Raw genomic sequence first — 15,785 nt, forward strand, 5'->3', positions numbered from 1 at the left:
CTTGCCGACAAGGAAGTCCATGTCTCCGAATGTCTTGCCCCGCCGGTCGCTGCTCGCGACCTGCGCCGCCGCCCTGGCCTGCGTCGCATCCCTGCCCGCCACCGCCCGGCCGGCGGCGGCCCCGCCAAGCGACGGGTTCTCGCTCTCCAGCCCGGACATCACGCCGGGTGGCGGGATCGACAACCGGTTCGTCCTGAGCGGCTTCGGCTGCTCGGGCGACAACGTCTCCCCGGCGCTGGAATGGAAGAACGCCCCGGCCGGCACCAAGTCCTTCGTGGTGCAGGTCTACGACCCGGATGCCCCGACGGGCAGCGGCTTCTGGCACTGGACCGTCTACAACATCCCGGCCTCGGTCACCCAGTTGCCGCGCGGCGCGGGCAACGCCGCGACCCGCCTGCCCGCCGGCGCCCATGGCGGCGCCAACGACTTTCTCGACACGGGCGTCACCGGCGAGAACGGCAACTACGGCGGCCCCTGTCCGCCGGCGGGAGAAAAGGCGCACCGCTACGTGTTCACCGTCTACGCGTTGGCCGTGGCGGACATCGACGCGGCCGCCGGCGTCCCGAAGACCGGGACCGCGGCCCTGCACGGCTTCGTGCTGAACCGGGGGCTGGGCCGCAAGATGCTCGGGAAGGCCTCGTTCACCGCGCTGTACGGTCGCTGACGCGCCGGCACCGGCCATGCAGAGATCGAGGACGACCGCCCGCCGGCGGCTCGTCCTCGTGGCCATGGCGCCGGCTCAGTCGTTGCCGCCCGCCGGGCTGGAGGACGGCATCACCACCGTCGCGCCGCTGGCATTGGCCGGGGTGCCCATCATGACCTGGAGGCGGCCCGAGTCGGTGCTGACGTTCGGACCGAGCCGCAGCGTCGAGTCGCGATCGTCCAGCCGCACCAGGTGCGAGCGCACGCCGCTGAACTGCGAGTCGTCGATCGACACGTTGGCCTTGATCGGCTGGCCGCCCAGCGTCACCAGCAGCTGGCCGACGTCCTCGGCATAGACGCCGCTGAGCTTCACGTTGGCATCGCCGTTGATCTGGATCGCCTTGTCATGCGAGTGCCGGAACGAGGAGTTCCTGATCTCGACCTCGGCGGGCCGGTCGTTGGGAATCGACGCCGGGGAGATCCCCGCCAGCTGGGCGTCGTGGGCGCGGTTGCCGGGCCCGTCGATGGTGATCATGTCGTCCGGGCCGCCCTGCACCGCGTGGACGTTGTCGATCTTGGCGTCGCCCAGCAGGTGGACGCCGTCGCCGCCCTTGAACTGCACGTTCTTGAGCGTGGCGCCCGGGCCGAGGATGAAGACCGGCTGGTAGGTCTCGGCCGAATTGCCGCTCAGTCCCGACCCGGCGGTGAACAACTGGTTCTTGCCGTCGAAGGTCTCGCCCGGGCCGACGACGATGGGCTTGTTCACCACGACCTCGCCGCGATGCGGCGGCAGCACCGAGGTCGCGGGGGTACTGCTGGACACCGGACCCGCGTCGTCGGGCTTGGCGGGAGCGCCGACCGAAGGTGCCGGCGCCGGTGCGGGCGCGAGCAGCGGATCGGGCGTCGCCGGAGCCGGGGCGTGGCCGTGATGGTGGTGATGATGGCTATGAGCTGGCGCCGGCGCTGGAGCGGGCGCGGCACTCGGGCTCGGGCTCGGGCTCGGGCTCGGAGCAGGACTCGGACTCGGACTTGGAGCAGGACTTGGACTCGGAGCAGGACTTGGCTCTGGGGAAGCGGGCGCCGGCGCAGGCGGAGCCTCACCGAAGCCGCCGAGGCCGGGACTCCCGCTCCCCGCGCCACCGAAGCCGCCGGCGGGCCCGAACGGATTGCCTCCGCCACCGCCTGGCCCGCCACCGGCGGCGAACGGGTTCCCGCCTCCGCCGCCGGGCGCTCCGCCGAGCCCCCCGCCCGCGCCGCCGCCCCCGCCGGGCATGCCCTGCTGCCCTTGCTGCCCCTGCTGCTGGGCCTGCAGCGACTGCAGGAGCTGCTGCACCAGCATCGCGATGATCTGCTGGACCAGCATCGTCATGAGCGGCGCGATGACGTTGGCCGGGGATGCGGGCTGCGGGTCCGCGTAGAGCTGCTGCTGGTACAGCTGCTGCATCGGCGACAGGCGCGGGCCGCTGCCGTTGAGGGAAGAGATCGGATCGATGGCGCTCATGGACGATTCCTGTGCGAGGACATGGGGATTCACCCCTGACTCTCGGGACCGGACCCGGGCGACGGTCGACAGCCGCCGAACCGCCGTCCGGCGAAGCGAAGACATCGCCTTCCGCGGCGGCATGCGCCCGTCGAGCCGTCGCCTCTTCGCGCCCGACGCCAGCCCTTCGCTCCGGCGCGGCTGGCCGTCATGACCGCTCGCCACGATCGGGACGAAGGAGCAGTCCATGTCCTTCACCACTCGAATCGCACGCCAGCTCGGCCTCTCTCGTGTCGCCATCGACACGCCGCTCTCCCAGGAACAGCGCACGCCGCTGCTGCCCAGCACGGCGATCCGCCCGCTGGATGCCCCGCCGGCCCGGCCGCAGCCGGAGTCCGCCGCCGCGCCGCGCGCCGCCCTGCCGGCCCGGCCGGTCGAGGCCGGCGACGCCGCCGCGGCCGCCGTGTCGCCGCCCGAGACACCGTCCCGCGCCGCGCCCACCGGCGCGGTGCTGCTGGACACGATGCGCGTCGACCGGCCCGACCTGGCCCCGCTGATCGCGACGCTGTTCACCCGCGACGGCGCGATGCCGGAAGACCTGGCGCGCCTGTCCGGCCAGCTGTCGCGGCTGGACCTGTCCGGCGTGCCGCCCACGCCCGACCTGCCGTCCGCGCCGGTGGTGCTGCTCGCGCAGTCGCTGGCCGCGGCCTGCGAAGGCGACGCGCGGCTGGCGCTGGACGCCCTGGACTCGCTGGCCGCGCTCGACGCGGAGGCGGAACTGATCGCGGCCTGGCAGGCCGGCGCGAACCGCACGCCGGCGGGATCGCCGCTGCTGTCGGCATCGGCGTCGCCATCGGCCGCGCTGCTCGGCAGTCCCGGTCGGCTCACCGACGTCGGCCGTCGCCGGCGCCAGGACGGGCTGCGCAACAACCGGCTGGGCTGGGGGCCGATGCTGATCGAGCACGCGGCGGCGGACGAGCTCGCCGCCCGGCAGGCCGCGTGGCGGACCTCCTCCGCGCTGGGCGGCACGCCGGCCGGCATGGACGTGCTGATGGCCGTCACCGCGCGACCGGTCGATCCCGCGCGGCGACGCGATTTCGCGCTGCTGCTGAAGGCGTCCGAAGGCGCGCCGCGCGGGCTCGATCACCACGGCGATCCGACGGCGCTGCTGCGTGATCCTGCCACGCTGCGGACGCTCACCGGCGAAGCGGTCTTCTGCGCCGCCGCGCGGATGGCGGGCGACGTGGCAGCCGCCGAGCCGCATCGATGGGCGCTCGCGGCGGTACGCAACGATCTGCACGAGACCGGGCCCGGCACGCGGTTCGCGGCGCTGGACGCGCGGCTGATGAAGATGGGCCGCTGGATCGACCGCGCCGCGCCGCGCGGCGCGCTGCGCCCGCGTAATCCGTTGATCGGCAAGTCGCCGTTCCGCGCGCTGCGGCACGGCGTGCAGGGCGTGGAGCGCGGGCCGGCCGTGGCACGCCATCGCCCGGCGCGCGAGCGGGCCCTGACCGAAGCCGCGAGCGCGCTGCGGGACGGCCTGCTCCGGGCGTCGGCAGGCCGGTCGAGCGGCCCGGCCGCGGTGCCGGCCCACCTGTTGCGCGCCGCGGTCCTGTCGCACTGCCTGGAGGAGGCCAGCCCGTCCTTCGAGCGCGTGGGCTTCGATGCCGACGCGCGCAAGGCGATCGGGGAGCGGCTGGCGCGGCTGATGCTGTCCGAGGCGGCCGCCGCGGATCCGCCGGTGCTGAGCGCCCTCGCCCGCCGCCTGGACGAATTGCCCGACCTCAAGGCGCTGGCCGGCTTGCGATTGGACGCCGCGGCGCTGGCGGACTGGGTGGCCGACGCGCGCTCACAGGGCGCCAGCGGAGCGCCCCCGGCGCATCCGACCGACTTGGCCAACCCGACCAACGCTGGCAACGCCGACGCGACCAGCGCCGCCAACGCAGCGCCGGCGAGCTCCGCGTCCCTGCTCCTCACCGCGTCGGCCGCGCTCGCCCGTGCCGAGGACGAGGCCAACGGCCGCGACACGCGCGTGAAGACGGTCGACCGCGAGACGCTGCGGACCGCGCTGAAGGACATCGTCGCCAACATCGAGGGCTCCTCGCGGCTGCGCTTGACCGGCGGCGGCATCGCCGGCGTCGGGCTGCGGCAGATCACGGCGTCGATCAGCGCGGTGGCCTCGGCGCTGTTCGTGCGGGGACGCGTCGATGCACGCGCGCAGCGGGCCCGGCATGCCGTCTTCGAGATCGCCATGCCGCCCTACGACATGGAGATCGTGCTCGGGACGCAGCGCCAGACCACCGGCCAGGTGGGGCTGGGCGTGAGCGTGGGGCCGGACCTGGGCGCGTTCAAGGTCGGCGGCAACGTCGATGCGCTGCTCCTCGGCCACGACTGGTCCGAGATGCAGGGACTGTCGCTGCGCCTGCCGCGCGTCGGCCGGCCCGTGTCCGAGCTGCGCGGAGACTTCTCGCGCCTGATCGACCGGATCATCGACCACAGCGCCGGCGGTGCCGCCCGCAACCCCGGGGATCCGCCGCTGCTGCGCCAGCTGCTGCAGGAATTTCCGGATGTGACCATCAACCAGATCGGCGACGCGGGGGACGCGCGTCGGCGGCACGGCCTGGGGGCCGACGTCACCGCGTCGCTGGGCAGGTGGCGGCTCAAGGCGACGGCGAGCGCGGGCGGCTACGTCGAGACGCAACGCGACGTCACCCGCCGCTACGGCGACGCCAGCGGCGCGATGCGCGTCGAGCGCCGCATCGACGGCCACGCCAGCCGCGTCGGCGTGGCGCTGCGGGCCTCGCTGGGCGCGTCGCAGACGGTGGCCGGCTCGGTCGGCGATGCCGGCAAGGCCGACCTCACGATGGGCGCGCTGCAGGCGGGCCTCGGCGCGGAGCGCATCCTGGGCGGCGTCTTCGAGCGGCGGGAGGCCGTCTACGAGGACGGCCGCCTGCATCCGCTGTCCTTCGTCGAGACCGAGTACCAGGACCTCGACGCCTTCGCCGAGCACGTGAAGCCACAACTCGGCGACTGGGTCGCGGCGGGCGCGGACCGCCAGCGGCTGGAACAGCTGGTGACCGACATCCAGCGCCATGCCAGCCCGAATCACAGCGCCGCGGCGCGGGTGGTGGTCGGCACGGAGATGCGATTGCGCGACGATGCCTACCGCTCCGCGATCGCGCTGTGCGAGCGCCAGCCCGGCGGCCTGCCGGCGGAAGTGGCCGCGCTGGAACGCGAGATCGAATCGCAGTGGCGGGATTCCGCGGCGATGCGGCCGTACTCGATGCGCTCCTACGAGCGCAACATGGCGCAGCGCACGCACGGGCTGGACCTCGTCGTCCAGCTTGGCAGCGTGACCGCGGCCGAGGCGTCGCACATCGACGCGCGAGTCGACGTGCCGGCGCGCTGAGACCGCGCGCCCTCCTTCGAGAGCCTTCGTGCGCGAAGCCCCGGCGCCAGGCCGGGGCGGTTCGATCAGCCGCTGTAGGGCTTGTATTCCCAGGCGCCGACGCCTTGCACGTCGGCCGTCGGGGGCGCGAGCACCTTGTGCGGTGTGTTCTCGATCACCACGTCCGAGGCGATGTTGATCTTCGCGTCCTTGGCATCGCTGCGCACCACGGCCTCGTCGCCGTTGCGGAAGACCGAGTTGCGGATGTCGATGCTGATCGGGAAGTCGTGGCCGCCGTTGGTGCGCACCGCCTTGCCGAAGCCGTCCGCGGTGAAGCCGTCGATCGACAGCGAGCCCGGCGCGTTGATCTGGAAGATCTTGTCGGTGGCCGCGTAGGCGCCGCCGCCGATCACCTTGACGTTGCCGGGGCCCTTCATCGTCATCGCGTCCTCGCCGACGTCCTTCCACCAGACATCCTTGAGCGTCGCGTCGCCGCGGGTGTGGATGCCGTCGCCGCCAGCGACCTGCACGTTCTCCAGCTTCGCGCCGGGCTCGAGGATGAAGACCGGCTTCTGGGTCTCGCTCTGGCCACCGTCGCCCAGCGACGGGCCGGCCTGGTAGAGCTTGCCCTCGCCGTTGAAGGTCTGGCCGGCCTTGACGACGATGGGCTCGTTCACGATCACCTTGCCGGTCGCCGGCGGGATCTCGGTCGGCTTGCCCGCGCCCGAGGTCGGTGCGGTTCCGGAAGGCGCGGACGGCGAGGACGGGGACGGCGGCGCGGACGGCGCACTCGGCGCCGACGGCGCGGCCGGGCTGGACGGCGTCGAGGGTGCGCTCGGCGAGGACGGCCCGGACGACGGCACCGAAGGCGTCGACGGCTTGCCCGGTGGCGATGACCAGGGCGAGAAGGGATCGGACTCCGGCGAGGAAGGCATCGATGGGATCGAAGGGATGGACGGGGCCGAGGGCATCGACGAGAACGGCGAGCCGCCGCCCGGTCCACCCGCGCCCGGGCCCACCGACGGTCCGCCCATGCCACCCATGCCGCCCATGCCACCGAAGGGCGAGCCGCCACCGCCACCGCCCGCTCCGCTGCCGAAGCCGCCGCCTCCACCCCCGCCGCCACCGCCGAACTGGTTGGCCAGTTGATTGGCGGCGCTGGTGGGCTGCAGGCCGTTCTGCGCGAGCGACTGCAGCAGCGGCAGCAAGGCCTGCAGCAGCTGGAGGATGCTGTTGATCAGCGCGAGCTGGCCGGCCTGCGGGTTGTTGCCCGCGGTGCCCGGGCCCATCGGCCCGGCCGGGCCGGCGGTCGAGCCGGGGCCGGCGGCGGTGTCGGGCCAGGGGCTGCCGCCGCCTTGCTGCGGCTGGGCGGCGGCCATGAGGCTGTAGACCAGCATGGCCATCAGCTGCTGGCCGGGCGACCCACCGCTAGCGGGCCCTTGCGGCTGCGCCATGGGTGCGTTGAGGAACTGGCTGTAGAGGTCGAGCGCCGACGGGCGCTGCACGGACGAGGGACGATCGATCGCATCGATGGACATGGCTGCTCCTGGGTAAGGCCGGGATGGCGCGGTGCGCCGCGTGTTATCGATTGGTGAGGGTAGGCATCGCCCTGCGCCCGGCGCGCCCCTGGGCGAAGCGACGTGCCCGGCCGCGAAGCGCCGCGCGGGCAGGACCCTGCGCCCTTCGCGCGCCGACGCGCCGCTTCGCGATGCGCGCCGTGACGGCTCACGGTCCTTCCTAGATTGCGGTCATCCCAGACTTCAGCGCCGAACCGCCATGACTGCGACGACCGATGCCCTGCCCGCCTCCACCGCGTTCACCGTGGCCATGGCGGCGATCACGGGCGAGCCGCCCATCGCGGCCGCGACGGCGATCGCGATCCGTCCGGCGCTGGATGGCGACCTCGCGGCCATCACCCGGATCTACAACGAGTCGCTGCCGCCGTTGCCCACGCCGCTGCCCGGCGTCGACGCGCGCGCCGGCGGCCGGCCGGTGCTCGGCAGCTACCTGGCGCAGTTGCCGGCCGACGGCCTCGCGAACTGGATGGCCTCGCATCGCGCCAATGGCCGACCGTTGTGGGTCGCGCAGGCCGGCGTGGAGGTCGTGGGATGGCTGAGCCTGCTCGGCTTCGCCGACCGGCCCGCCTGCATGCCGGCGGCGGAGGTCGCGATCTACATCGCCAGCGGCTGGCGCGGCTGCGGCGTCGGACGGCGCCTGCTGTCCCACGCGCGGATCGAGGCGCCGCTGTGGCACATCGACCGCCTGATGGCCTTCATCTGGCACGACAACGCGGCCAGCCTGACGCTGTTCCGAGCGCAGGGCTTCAGCGCTTGGGGGCGCCTGCCGGGCATCGTGTGGGCGGACGCGAAGAGCCGGGACATGGTGATCCTCGGCCTGGTGCTGCAGGCCGGCTGAGGCTTGGCCGGACCGGCTCGGGCGACCCGCGGCGCCCGGCGGAACCGCTCACGCCGCGGCCAGCGCCGCGATCTCCCGCTCGTCCATCGCGCCGCTGCGGATCAGCAGGTCGCTCATGCGGCCGTTGAATCGCGGGACCGGCGAATGCGGCGCGTCCGGATACTGCGAGCGCCCGAGCCAGTTCTGCGTCGTCGCTCCGAGGTCGCACGGCGCGAAGTCCCAGCCCTCCTTGCGTCCGTCGAGCTGCCCGTCCACATAGACGCTGCACACGCCGCCGGACAAGGTCACCGCCACATGCACCCAGCGGCCGGTTGGCAGCGCGCCGCTGGTCGCGACGATGCGCTCGGATGACCAGCGCATGGTGGTGATCATGAAACGCATCCGGTGGTCGTCATGGTGCCGAGGGGTCAGCGCCATGTAGGCGACGTCGTCGTGTCCGAAGTCGAAGATGCGGGTGTTGTCGGCGGCCTGGTCCCAGTACACCCACAGCGCGACGGTGAAGTCGCTCACGCCCTGCAGGATCCCGGACGGCAGGACCAGGTGTCCGGCGCTGCCGTCCAGCGCCAACGCGCGTCCCGCCTTGCGTCCCGCGCCCCAGGATGCGCCTTCCGCGAGCTGTCCGGTCTTGCCGCTGCCGCCAGCGTCGCGGGCATTGCCGTCCAGCGGCAGGTGGAGCAGCACCTCCCCGGCGGTGGCCGCGCGCGCGATGTTGGAGGGCCGGCCCTCACCGCGCGCCGTCACGGCGGTCACCGCGTAGAACCAGACGCCCCGCCCCGGTTCGTCGGTGAAGGTGCGCGGTTCGGTGGCGCGACCAATGGCGACGAAGGGGCCGCTGGCCGACCTGCCGCGCTTGATCACGTAGCCCGTCGCCGCCGAGGTGCCCCACCACGACAGCACCACCTGCCCGGCCCGCACGCGGGCCTCGAGCCCGCTCGCCGCCGCGGCCGGCGTGCCGGGCTGGCGGCTGTAGGTCAGCCGGCTGAAGCCCGGCATGTCGCCGTCCAGTCCGTCCGGCGCCGGCTGCAGCTGAGCCACCATGGCCGTCGTCCACGGCGCCGACAGCCCTTTGACGTTGACGTAGTGGTTGTGGATCAGCGCCCAGCAATGCCGGCGATGCGGCGAGCCGCTGACCTCGGTGGCGGTCTCGGGATGGCCGTTGGCGCTGTTGAAGCGGGTCATCGGAACGAACGGCAATTGGTGGAGGCGATGGCCGTCCGCGTCGGCCAGGTTGGACAGGGCCACGTATTCCGCGCCCGCCAGCAGCCGGTTGTTGAGGTGGCCGAACAGGTCGTCGCCCTGGTTCCAGGCGATCTGGCACAAGGCGCCGGCCAGCGCGACGCCCAGCGTCGAATGGCCCTGATCGCGACCGCTCTCCTGCCACTGGCCCAGGTAGCCCGGATGCACGTAGTAGACGCAGCGCAGCGCGGCGCCGTTGCCGCGGCCCGTCTGGTAGTAGCTCAGCGCCGCGTCGTAAAGGTCGCGGCGATCGCAGAACACGCCGATGGCCATCAGGCCGCACAGCGCGCACAGGTCCCAGTTGGCGAAGTAGTTGGTGATGTCCGCGCCGTTGTGCGCGAGCAGGAAGTCGCGGCTGAGCGGCACGAACACGTCCAGCAGCCACTGCTGGAACTGCCGGACGTCGGCCGCCGCCCAGCCTTCGTGCGTGCGCAGGATCTCGGCCGTGTTGGCCCATTGGTAGCCATAGATGCCGGCGGCCAGGAAGCGGTCCGCGTTGCCCTCGATCCGCTTCATCGTGGTGGCCCAGGTATTGAGCACGGCAATGGCGTCCCGCGCGCAGTCGAGGTCGCCGGAGATCTTCCAGCGCAGCGCGAGCTCATACGCATGGTTCATCTCATGCACCATCGTGCCGAAGTTCTGGCCCTCGCCGCCGCGCCGCGTGACGGGCTGCGAGCTGATCGGCAAGCCGGGGCGCGACTGCGCGTCGCCGGTCAGTTCCCGCCAGCTGTCGAGCCATGGCTGCGCGCCCGCCTTCACCTGGGTCCGCATCCGCTGGAAGTCTTCTTCGGTGTGGAGCACCCCCGGATGCTTGAAGGCCGGCTCCCCGGCCGTGGCCGCCGACGCGCCGCCGGCGTTGGCGATCAAGGGCAGCGCGGACAGCAGCGGCAGCATCGAGAGCGCGCCGGCGCCTTGCAGGACGGCTCGCCGCCGCGGGTCGTGCTCCTGCGCGCCGTCTTCGGCGACGCGTGGTTCGAGGGGAAAGGCGGTCGGGGACTGATTCAAAGCGCTGTTCCATCGTGCGGGGACAGCGGCACTCTAGGGAAGCGCGGCGGCGGAGTCGTCACCGCGAAGTTCCCGCCAGGCAAGGATGGCATCTCAAGGACGTGAAGCACCCTCGCATGCCGTGCTCGCCCTCGCGTCCGCGTTCATGTCCTGTTCATCGTCCGGCGAGCGTTGCATTCATTCCCGCCACGGAGAATTTTTCGCACGCCGCCATCCACCGGCCACGGCGGCGCGGCGTCCGGTCTGGACGCCTGGCTTCTCCCATGAACACAAGGTTTCCATGACCGATCGCGCTTTCGCTCTCCCGACCCGCCCCGTCCTTGCCGCCGCGTCGCTCGCGGCGCTCCTGGCCGCCACCGCGATGCCGGTCCAGGCGCAGGAATCGCCCTGGCAGCTGCGCGTGCGCGCCGTGAAGATCGACCCGGCCGACAAGGACCGCACCGGGCTTGGCCTGTCGCTGAGCCAGAAGACGATTCCTGAAGTCGACATCAGCTACTTCCTCACGCGCAACATCGCGGCCGAGCTGGTGCTGACGGTGCCGCAGCGTCACACGCTCTACAGCGAGGGCACGCGCATCGGCAGCGTCAAGCAGCTGCCGCCGACGCTGCTAGCGCAGTACCACTTCAACCCGGAAGGCAGCTTCCGTCCTTACCTCGGCGCCGGCCTGAACTACACGCTCTTCTCCAGCGTGAACTTCGATCCCGCGGTGCAGGCGGCGCTGCAGCCGAGCATCAAGAAGCACAGCTTCGGCCTGGCCGCGCAGGCCGGCTTCGACTACATGCTGGACAAGCGCTGGTCGATCAACGTCGACGTGAAGAAGATCCAGATGTCGACGGACGTCCGCTCGGCCGGCGCGTCGGTGGGCAAGTTCAAGATCGATCCGCTGCTGGTGGGCGTGGGCGCGGGCTACCGGTTCTGATCGGCTCCGGTCTCACGGCGCCGCGGGGCCGGGCCTTGCCGGGCGGCCTCGCGGCGGCCCCTTGACCGGCACGCTGTCGCCGTACTCCGCCCACCAGGCCTGCAAGGCCGCCATCATCGGACCCAACCCGCGCGCCTTCGGCGTGATCTCGTATTCGACGCGGGGCGGCACCTCGGCATGAACGGTCCGGGAGACCAGCCCGTCCGCTTCAAGCTCTCGCAGTTGAGCGGTCAGCATGTGCTGCGTGATGCCGGGGATGGCCTTGCGCAGCTCGCCGAAGCGGTGCATGCGCTGGTTGAGCAGCCACATGATCTCCAGTTTCCATTTGCCCGAGAGCAGCGCGAATGCGCGCCGCATCTCCTCGTGCATGTTGACGCCGCTGCGGTCATTGGTCTGCATTTCCATACTGGCCCCGACGAATTCATCCTACTTGCGCGCTTGATGGCTGGCCGACATTCTCCCGGCTCCCGATTCACCCTGGAGAAGCTTTTGACCGCATCCACCGTCTACTGGATCAGCACCGCGCTGTTGTCCCTGCTCTACCTCAGCTCCGCAACGCTCTACCTGCTCAAGTCCGCCTGGGTCAGGACCCAGCTGTCCGCGCTCGGTTATCCCGGCTACCTCGTGCCGCTGCTCATCGTGCTGAAGGTGCTGGCGGTCGTGGCCGTCCTGTCGCGCATCAACACGCCATTGAGCGACCTGGCCTATGCCGGCATGTTCTTTCATCTGCTGCTGGCGGCGATCGCGCATGCCGGTGCCGGCAAGCCGAAGGACGCACTGCCGGCCGTGATCGGCCTGATCCTGCTGGTCGCCTCATTTGCCACGCAGAACGTGGCTCGAGACATTCCTTCTCCCCATGGCGACGTCCAGGCATGGACCCGGGCGGCGTCTCATTGATTCCGGCCCGCGCGCCTCGAATACGATGCGCCGTTCCTCCATCGGCAAAGACAAGCCCATGCGACGCGCCGGCATCACGATCATCTTCACCCTCGCCACCACCACCCGTGCGGATGCCCTGGACCGCGAACGACGTCGCGGCGCGCAGACCCGGAACTCTCGCGCACAGGGCGGCCGGCCATGACCCCGATCCAGCAATGGCATGCCACCCGCAGCCTGCGCCTGGTGCTGCAGACGCTGCGCGACATGATGGTCTCGATGGGGCCGCTGCTGCTGCTCGGCGGCGGGTTGCTGATCGCGGCCTACTGGTGGCTGGACCCGCAGCCGCCGCGCCAGGTGCGGCTGGCCACCGGCCCGGCCGGCAGTGCCTACGCCGGTTTCGGCGAGGGTTATGCGAAGGCGCTGGCGCGCGAGCGCATCCAGGTGGAGCTGATCGCCAGCGAAGGCGCGCAGGACGACCTGGCGCACTTGCGCGCGGGCACGGCCGACGTGGGCTTCGTCCGCGGCGGCATGGCCGATCCGGCGGCCGATACCGAGGCCGGCATCGTCTCGCTGGGCAGCCTGTTCTACGAGCCGATCTGGATCTTCTATCGCCGTGATCTCGGCATCGCGCGCCGCCAACCCGGCGGCGAATTGCAGCGCCTGACTCAACTGCGCGGCCTGCGCGTCAATGTGGACCAGGACGGCAGCGGCGTGCCGCAGATCGTCGAGAAGCTGCTGGCGCTGAACCAGATGACACCGGCCGATCTGAGGCTGTCCAACCTGCCGCCCGACGCCGCCGGCGCGGCGCTGCGCGAGCGCCGGCTGGACGCTGCGGTGCTGATCTCGGCGCCGCAGGCGGGGCTCATCCGCGCGTTGCTGCGCGACCCGGCCATCGGGCTGATGGCCTTCGAGCAGAACGAAGCCTATTCGCGCCACCTGCCCTTCCTGTCCACCGTGACGCTGCCGCGCGGCGTGGTGGACCTGGCGGCCGACCTGCCGCCGCACGACGTGCCGCTGCTGGCGACCACCACCGCGCTGCTGGCGCGCGAGCAGACGCATCCGGCGCTGCGCCAGCTGTTCGCGCAGGCGGCGCTGGGGCAGCACAGCGGGGCGGGCTGGTTCAATGGCGCGCGCGACTTCCCCAACACCCGCACCAGCGAGCTGCCGGTCAGCGCCGAGGGCGATCGCGCGATCAACGGCACGCCGCCGGCGTGGGCTCGCTACCTGCCCTTCTGGGCCGGCAATCTGCTGGAACGCATGTGGCTGGTGGTCGGCGGCCTGCTGGTGCTGATGCTGCCGCTGTCGCGCGTGGTGCCACCGCTGTACACCTTCCGCGTGCGCTCGCGGGTGTTCCGCTGGTATGCGCGACTGCGCGAGGTGGAGGCGAAGCTGGAAACCGGCACGGGCGAGCGGGAGGCTTTGCTCGATGAGCTGGATGAGCTGGATCGCGTCACGCACCGCATCGCGGTGCCGCTGTCGTATGCGGAAGAGCTTTACGCGCTGCGGAACAACATTTATGCGGTGCGAAAGCGCCTGCTGGCGCAGCGGTCGCGGCCGGCGGAGGGGGCGACTGACTGATTGAGGCGCGGCGCGGTACTTTGGGTGGGAGAGCGCGTGTGCCGCGGAGAAAGTTATGAGAATGGCTCTGTCGGAGTGGATGCCAGGTCAGCAGCGGAGGCGGCCGTTCGCACCGCATTGAAATGGCGTGTTAGACGAGCGCAGCACTTGCAGCGGGCGGATCGCGCTCGCATTGGGGAGCCTATGGAAAACATCGTTCGAGCGCTGCTGCACACGGCTGCATTCCTGGAGCTATCGGGCGACGAGACTGTCGACCCTGATGCGGCTGTGCAAGCCCTGGAGCAGATGAGTCAACACCTGCGGTCTGCAGGCCAAGCGGAGTGGGAACTCATCGCCCGGGTTGCCAACGAGTGCGCCAATGAGGAACGCAGCAGGGGAACCGAAGGCGTGGCAGCGGCTGCGTTCTTCGCGACGTTCGCTGAATCCTTCGGCCTGGACGCTTGATGACGTGCGGCCCGCTTTGAGCCTGAAGCCGCAGTTCTCGACAGCCCAACAGACGCCAGCGCGACCTTGCGTCGTGCCGTCGCCGTCAGATCTCGCGACGGAACACTCGGTTGCCGTAGCTCCGACCTTCGATCACGTGGACCGTCTCGCCGATGTCGGCGTAGCCGCGCGCGGCGTAGAAGTCGCGTGCGCGTTGATTGCCGTCCCACGCTGTCAACCACAACGCCGGCAAACCCGTGGCCCTGGCGACGTCCTCCGCCGCGGCCAGAAGACGCTGTCCCACCTTCACACGCTGGAAGGCGGGCTGCACGTACAGACGGACCAGCTCGGCGCCGGCGCTCGTGGCGCCGGGGCATGGCGTAGCGAAGGCATCGATCTCCGCGAATCCGATGAGCGCCGTGTCGATCTCCGCGAGCACGAAATGACAGCCCGGGCGATTGATCCGCTCCTGAAAGGCTTCGGACGAGTATTCGCGGAAAACCTCACGGGCGAGATCGGGGCGAATGCCTTGCGTGGCGTACGTGTCGAGAAAGACCTGAATGGCCAGCGGGCGAAGACTTGAAGGAGAAATGATGCTTCGAATGCGTATCGGTCTTGCGAGCTTTCTCGCGACCACGATCTCCTTACTCTGGGCACCAGCCGCCCTCGGCATCACGCTCTCGAACATCGATGTTGTCGGCATCCAGGGTGCTGACAAGGACCTCGTTCGCTCGACAACCCGGCTCGTCATCGGCAATCAATATGAGGCCCGGGATCCGGCGTTCGTCAGCGCTTGTCGACTGGTCCGAGAACAGTACCCGCGAGCCAGCGTCAGCTGCAACCTGATTGCCAGAGCGAACAACGAGGCCACCTATGCGATCGCGTTCTCGGCGAGCGGCTATACGCCTCGCTATGCGGGGACATGCGTGGACGGCAAAGGAATTCCGGAAGCGCTCAATCGGGACATCGAAGCCTTCGAGCGTGCGCGGCAATCGGTTTTCGATGAGACAGGGGGACGCAGCGGACGAGAGTTCGTGGGCATGGATGGTTCTCTCGACTACCAAGACCCTCGTCTTCACGAAGCTCGAAACAAGCTCGCGAGCGCCGTGGCCGAGGAACGTGCCGCGGTTCTCGACGCAGCCAAGCGATGCAACCCGGACATCAAGGTGAAGGCCTTGGAGTTGCTTCAATACGCTGGAGCTCCAAAGGCAGCCGTTGAGACGGCGATGCCAGAGGCGACACATCCGGACCCTGCGGTCAGGAATATCTCAATGCGGCTGCTTGAAACTTTCGCCGGCTCGCTCGACTCGGCGTCCACGGAGCACGTGCTGCATATTGCTTGTGACGCGGTGCAGCGAGGCGGGTTCCTCGACGTCAACAAAGCGCTCGCGGTGATCGACGCATTGGAGGCGAAAGCGGGAATGCAAGCGTTGAAGATTGACGCTGCCTGCAGGGCGGAGATCGTTCGACTCAGCGCGGAAAGCGACTCCCCTCAAATCGGAGGATTCGCGAATTCGATCATTCGTCAGCGCAAGGACAAGGGGGCGCCGACGTAAGTTGGCCGTGGCTCGAGGCCGATTCCCCTGCGTGCTCATGCCAGCCATCGCTATTCAGCTCAAACTACTGCTCCTGTTGAGACCAGTCACTCAGTTCCAAGTCGCGAACGACCGAGATCAGCCTGAAGCCGCTGCTCTCGACAGCCCAACAGACGGCCGACGCGACCTTGCGTCGTTCCGTCGCCGTCAGATCTCGCGCCGGAGCACTCGGTTGCCGTAGCTCCGACCTTCGATCACGTGGACCGTCTCGCCGATGTCGGCGTA

Annotated in this window: 14 protein-coding genes; 9 read left to right on the forward strand and 5 right to left on the reverse strand. The window is 70.6% G+C overall.

What is annotated here, in order from left to right; genetic code table 11:
- The first annotated feature begins 19 nt into the window (after positions 1 to 19).
- The gene (locus tag ACTJKJ_RS22515; protein ID WP_440822175.1) at positions 20 to 664 is read left to right on the forward strand and encodes a YbhB/YbcL family Raf kinase inhibitor-like protein; all 645 of its coding nucleotides are present in this window, start codon (positions 20 to 22) and stop codon (positions 662 to 664) included.
- A 75-nt stretch (positions 665 to 739) separates the two neighbouring features.
- Here ACTJKJ_RS22515 and ACTJKJ_RS22520 read toward each other — a convergent pair whose 3' ends face one another.
- Complete coding sequence (locus ACTJKJ_RS22520) at positions 740 to 2,143, reverse strand: pectate lyase (protein WP_440822177.1); 1,404 nt, start codon at positions 2,141 to 2,143, stop codon at positions 740 to 742.
- A 226-nt stretch (positions 2,144 to 2,369) separates the two neighbouring features.
- Between ACTJKJ_RS22520 and ACTJKJ_RS22525 the strand changes: the two genes are divergently transcribed.
- Positions 2,370 to 5,531 carry a hypothetical protein gene (locus tag ACTJKJ_RS22525; RefSeq protein ID WP_440822179.1) on the forward strand — a complete coding sequence of 1,054 codons (3,162 nt, stop codon included), beginning with the start codon at positions 2,370 to 2,372 and terminating at the stop codon, positions 5,529 to 5,531.
- Between the two features lie 65 nt (positions 5,532 to 5,596).
- Here ACTJKJ_RS22525 and ACTJKJ_RS22530 read toward each other — a convergent pair whose 3' ends face one another.
- Positions 5,597 to 7,048: a pectate lyase gene (locus ACTJKJ_RS22530; RefSeq protein WP_440822181.1), complete on the reverse strand. Its 1,452-nt coding sequence runs from the start codon at positions 7,046 to 7,048 to the stop codon at positions 5,597 to 5,599.
- 238 nt (positions 7,049 to 7,286) lie between these two features.
- Here ACTJKJ_RS22530 and ACTJKJ_RS22535 point away from each other — a divergent pair, with 238 nt between their 5' ends.
- Complete coding sequence (locus ACTJKJ_RS22535; RefSeq protein WP_440822183.1) at positions 7,287 to 7,925, forward strand: N-acetyltransferase family protein; 639 nt, start codon at positions 7,287 to 7,289, stop codon at positions 7,923 to 7,925.
- A gap of 48 nt (positions 7,926 to 7,973) precedes the next feature.
- Here ACTJKJ_RS22535 and ACTJKJ_RS22540 read toward each other — a convergent pair whose 3' ends face one another.
- Entirely contained in the window at positions 7,974 to 10,166 is a 2,193-nt protein-coding gene (locus tag ACTJKJ_RS22540; RefSeq protein WP_440822185.1) for a LamG-like jellyroll fold domain-containing protein, read from the reverse strand.
- 280 nt (positions 10,167 to 10,446) lie between these two features.
- Here ACTJKJ_RS22540 and ACTJKJ_RS22545 point away from each other — a divergent pair, with 280 nt between their 5' ends.
- The gene (locus ACTJKJ_RS22545; RefSeq protein ID WP_183480123.1) at positions 10,447 to 11,085 is read left to right on the forward strand and encodes an OmpW/AlkL family protein; all 639 of its coding nucleotides are present in this window, start codon (positions 10,447 to 10,449) and stop codon (positions 11,083 to 11,085) included.
- 12 nt (positions 11,086 to 11,097) lie between these two features.
- Here ACTJKJ_RS22545 and ACTJKJ_RS22550 read toward each other — a convergent pair whose 3' ends face one another.
- Positions 11,098 to 11,490 carry a winged helix-turn-helix transcriptional regulator gene (locus ACTJKJ_RS22550; protein WP_297388596.1) on the reverse strand — a complete coding sequence of 131 codons (393 nt, stop codon included), beginning with the start codon at positions 11,488 to 11,490 and terminating at the stop codon, positions 11,098 to 11,100.
- A gap of 84 nt (positions 11,491 to 11,574) precedes the next feature.
- On the opposite strand from ACTJKJ_RS22550, the gene ACTJKJ_RS22555 reads away from it, so the two are divergent.
- The 4 genes from ACTJKJ_RS22555 to ACTJKJ_RS22570 all read left to right on the forward strand — a co-directional run bounded on the left by ACTJKJ_RS22555 (position 11,575) and on the right by ACTJKJ_RS22570 (position 13,986).
- Complete coding sequence (locus ACTJKJ_RS22555; RefSeq protein WP_440822188.1) at positions 11,575 to 11,982, forward strand: DoxX family protein; 408 nt, start codon at positions 11,575 to 11,577, stop codon at positions 11,980 to 11,982.
- A gap of 25 nt (positions 11,983 to 12,007) precedes the next feature.
- A complete protein-coding gene (locus ACTJKJ_RS22560; RefSeq protein WP_440822190.1) occupies positions 12,008 to 12,166 on the forward strand; it encodes a hypothetical protein in 159 nt (52 codons plus the stop codon).
- Positions 12,163 to 13,542 (forward strand): TAXI family TRAP transporter solute-binding subunit, encoded by a 1,380-nt coding sequence (locus ACTJKJ_RS22565; protein WP_440822192.1) that lies wholly within the window; start codon positions 12,163 to 12,165, stop codon positions 13,540 to 13,542. Before ACTJKJ_RS22560 ends, ACTJKJ_RS22565 begins: the two co-directional genes overlap by 4 nt.
- 183 nt (positions 13,543 to 13,725) lie before the next feature.
- Positions 13,726 to 13,986, forward strand: a complete 261-nt coding sequence (locus tag ACTJKJ_RS22570; protein ID WP_440822194.1) for a hypothetical protein — start codon at positions 13,726 to 13,728, stop codon at positions 13,984 to 13,986.
- Between the two features lie 85 nt (positions 13,987 to 14,071).
- Here the strand turns inward: ACTJKJ_RS22570 and ACTJKJ_RS22575 are convergent, their stop codons facing one another.
- Entirely contained in the window at positions 14,072 to 14,602 is a 531-nt protein-coding gene (locus tag ACTJKJ_RS22575; RefSeq protein WP_440822196.1) for a GNAT family N-acetyltransferase, read from the reverse strand.
- Between ACTJKJ_RS22575 and ACTJKJ_RS22580 the strand changes: the two genes are divergently transcribed.
- Entirely contained in the window at positions 14,568 to 15,521 is a 954-nt protein-coding gene (locus ACTJKJ_RS22580) for a hypothetical protein (RefSeq protein WP_440822198.1), read from the forward strand. The genes ACTJKJ_RS22575 and ACTJKJ_RS22580 overlap by 35 nt on opposite strands.
- Positions 15,522 to 15,785 lie beyond the last annotated feature (264 nt).

The sequence above is a fragment of the Roseateles sp. 22389 genome, assembly GCF_052044995.1.
In the GTDB taxonomy this organism is placed as follows: domain Bacteria; phylum Pseudomonadota; class Gammaproteobacteria; order Burkholderiales; family Burkholderiaceae_C; genus Roseateles.

Excerpts from the sequence above, each read along its gene's own strand:
- ACTJKJ_RS22545 (WP_183480123.1), top strand. The coding sequence starts at position 10,447 with ATGACCGATCGCGCTTTCGCTCTCCCGACCCGCCCCGTCCTTGCCGCC.
- ACTJKJ_RS22560 (WP_440822190.1), top strand. The coding sequence starts at position 12,008 with ATGCGCCGTTCCTCCATCGGCAAAGACAAGCCCATGCGACGCGCCGGC.
- ACTJKJ_RS22515 (WP_440822175.1), top strand. The coding sequence starts at position 20 with ATGTCTCCGAATGTCTTGCCCCGCCGGTCGCTGCTCGCGACCTGCGCC.
- ACTJKJ_RS22520 (WP_440822177.1), bottom strand. The coding sequence starts at position 2,143 with ATGAGCGCCATCGATCCGATCTCTTCCCTCAACGGCAGCGGCCCGCGC.
- ACTJKJ_RS22530 (WP_440822181.1), bottom strand. The coding sequence starts at position 7,048 with ATGTCCATCGATGCGATCGATCGTCCCTCGTCCGTGCAGCGCCCGTCG.
- ACTJKJ_RS22550 (WP_297388596.1), bottom strand. The coding sequence starts at position 11,490 with ATGGAAATGCAGACCAATGACCGCAGCGGCGTCAACATGCACGAGGAG.
- ACTJKJ_RS22565 (WP_440822192.1), top strand. The coding sequence starts at position 12,163 with ATGACCCCGATCCAGCAATGGCATGCCACCCGCAGCCTGCGCCTGGTG.
- ACTJKJ_RS22535 (WP_440822183.1), top strand. The coding sequence starts at position 7,287 with ATGACTGCGACGACCGATGCCCTGCCCGCCTCCACCGCGTTCACCGTG.
- ACTJKJ_RS22525 (WP_440822179.1), top strand. The coding sequence starts at position 2,370 with ATGTCCTTCACCACTCGAATCGCACGCCAGCTCGGCCTCTCTCGTGTC.
- ACTJKJ_RS22580 (WP_440822198.1), top strand. The coding sequence starts at position 14,568 with ATGCGTATCGGTCTTGCGAGCTTTCTCGCGACCACGATCTCCTTACTC.
- ACTJKJ_RS22570 (WP_440822194.1), top strand. The coding sequence starts at position 13,726 with ATGGAAAACATCGTTCGAGCGCTGCTGCACACGGCTGCATTCCTGGAG.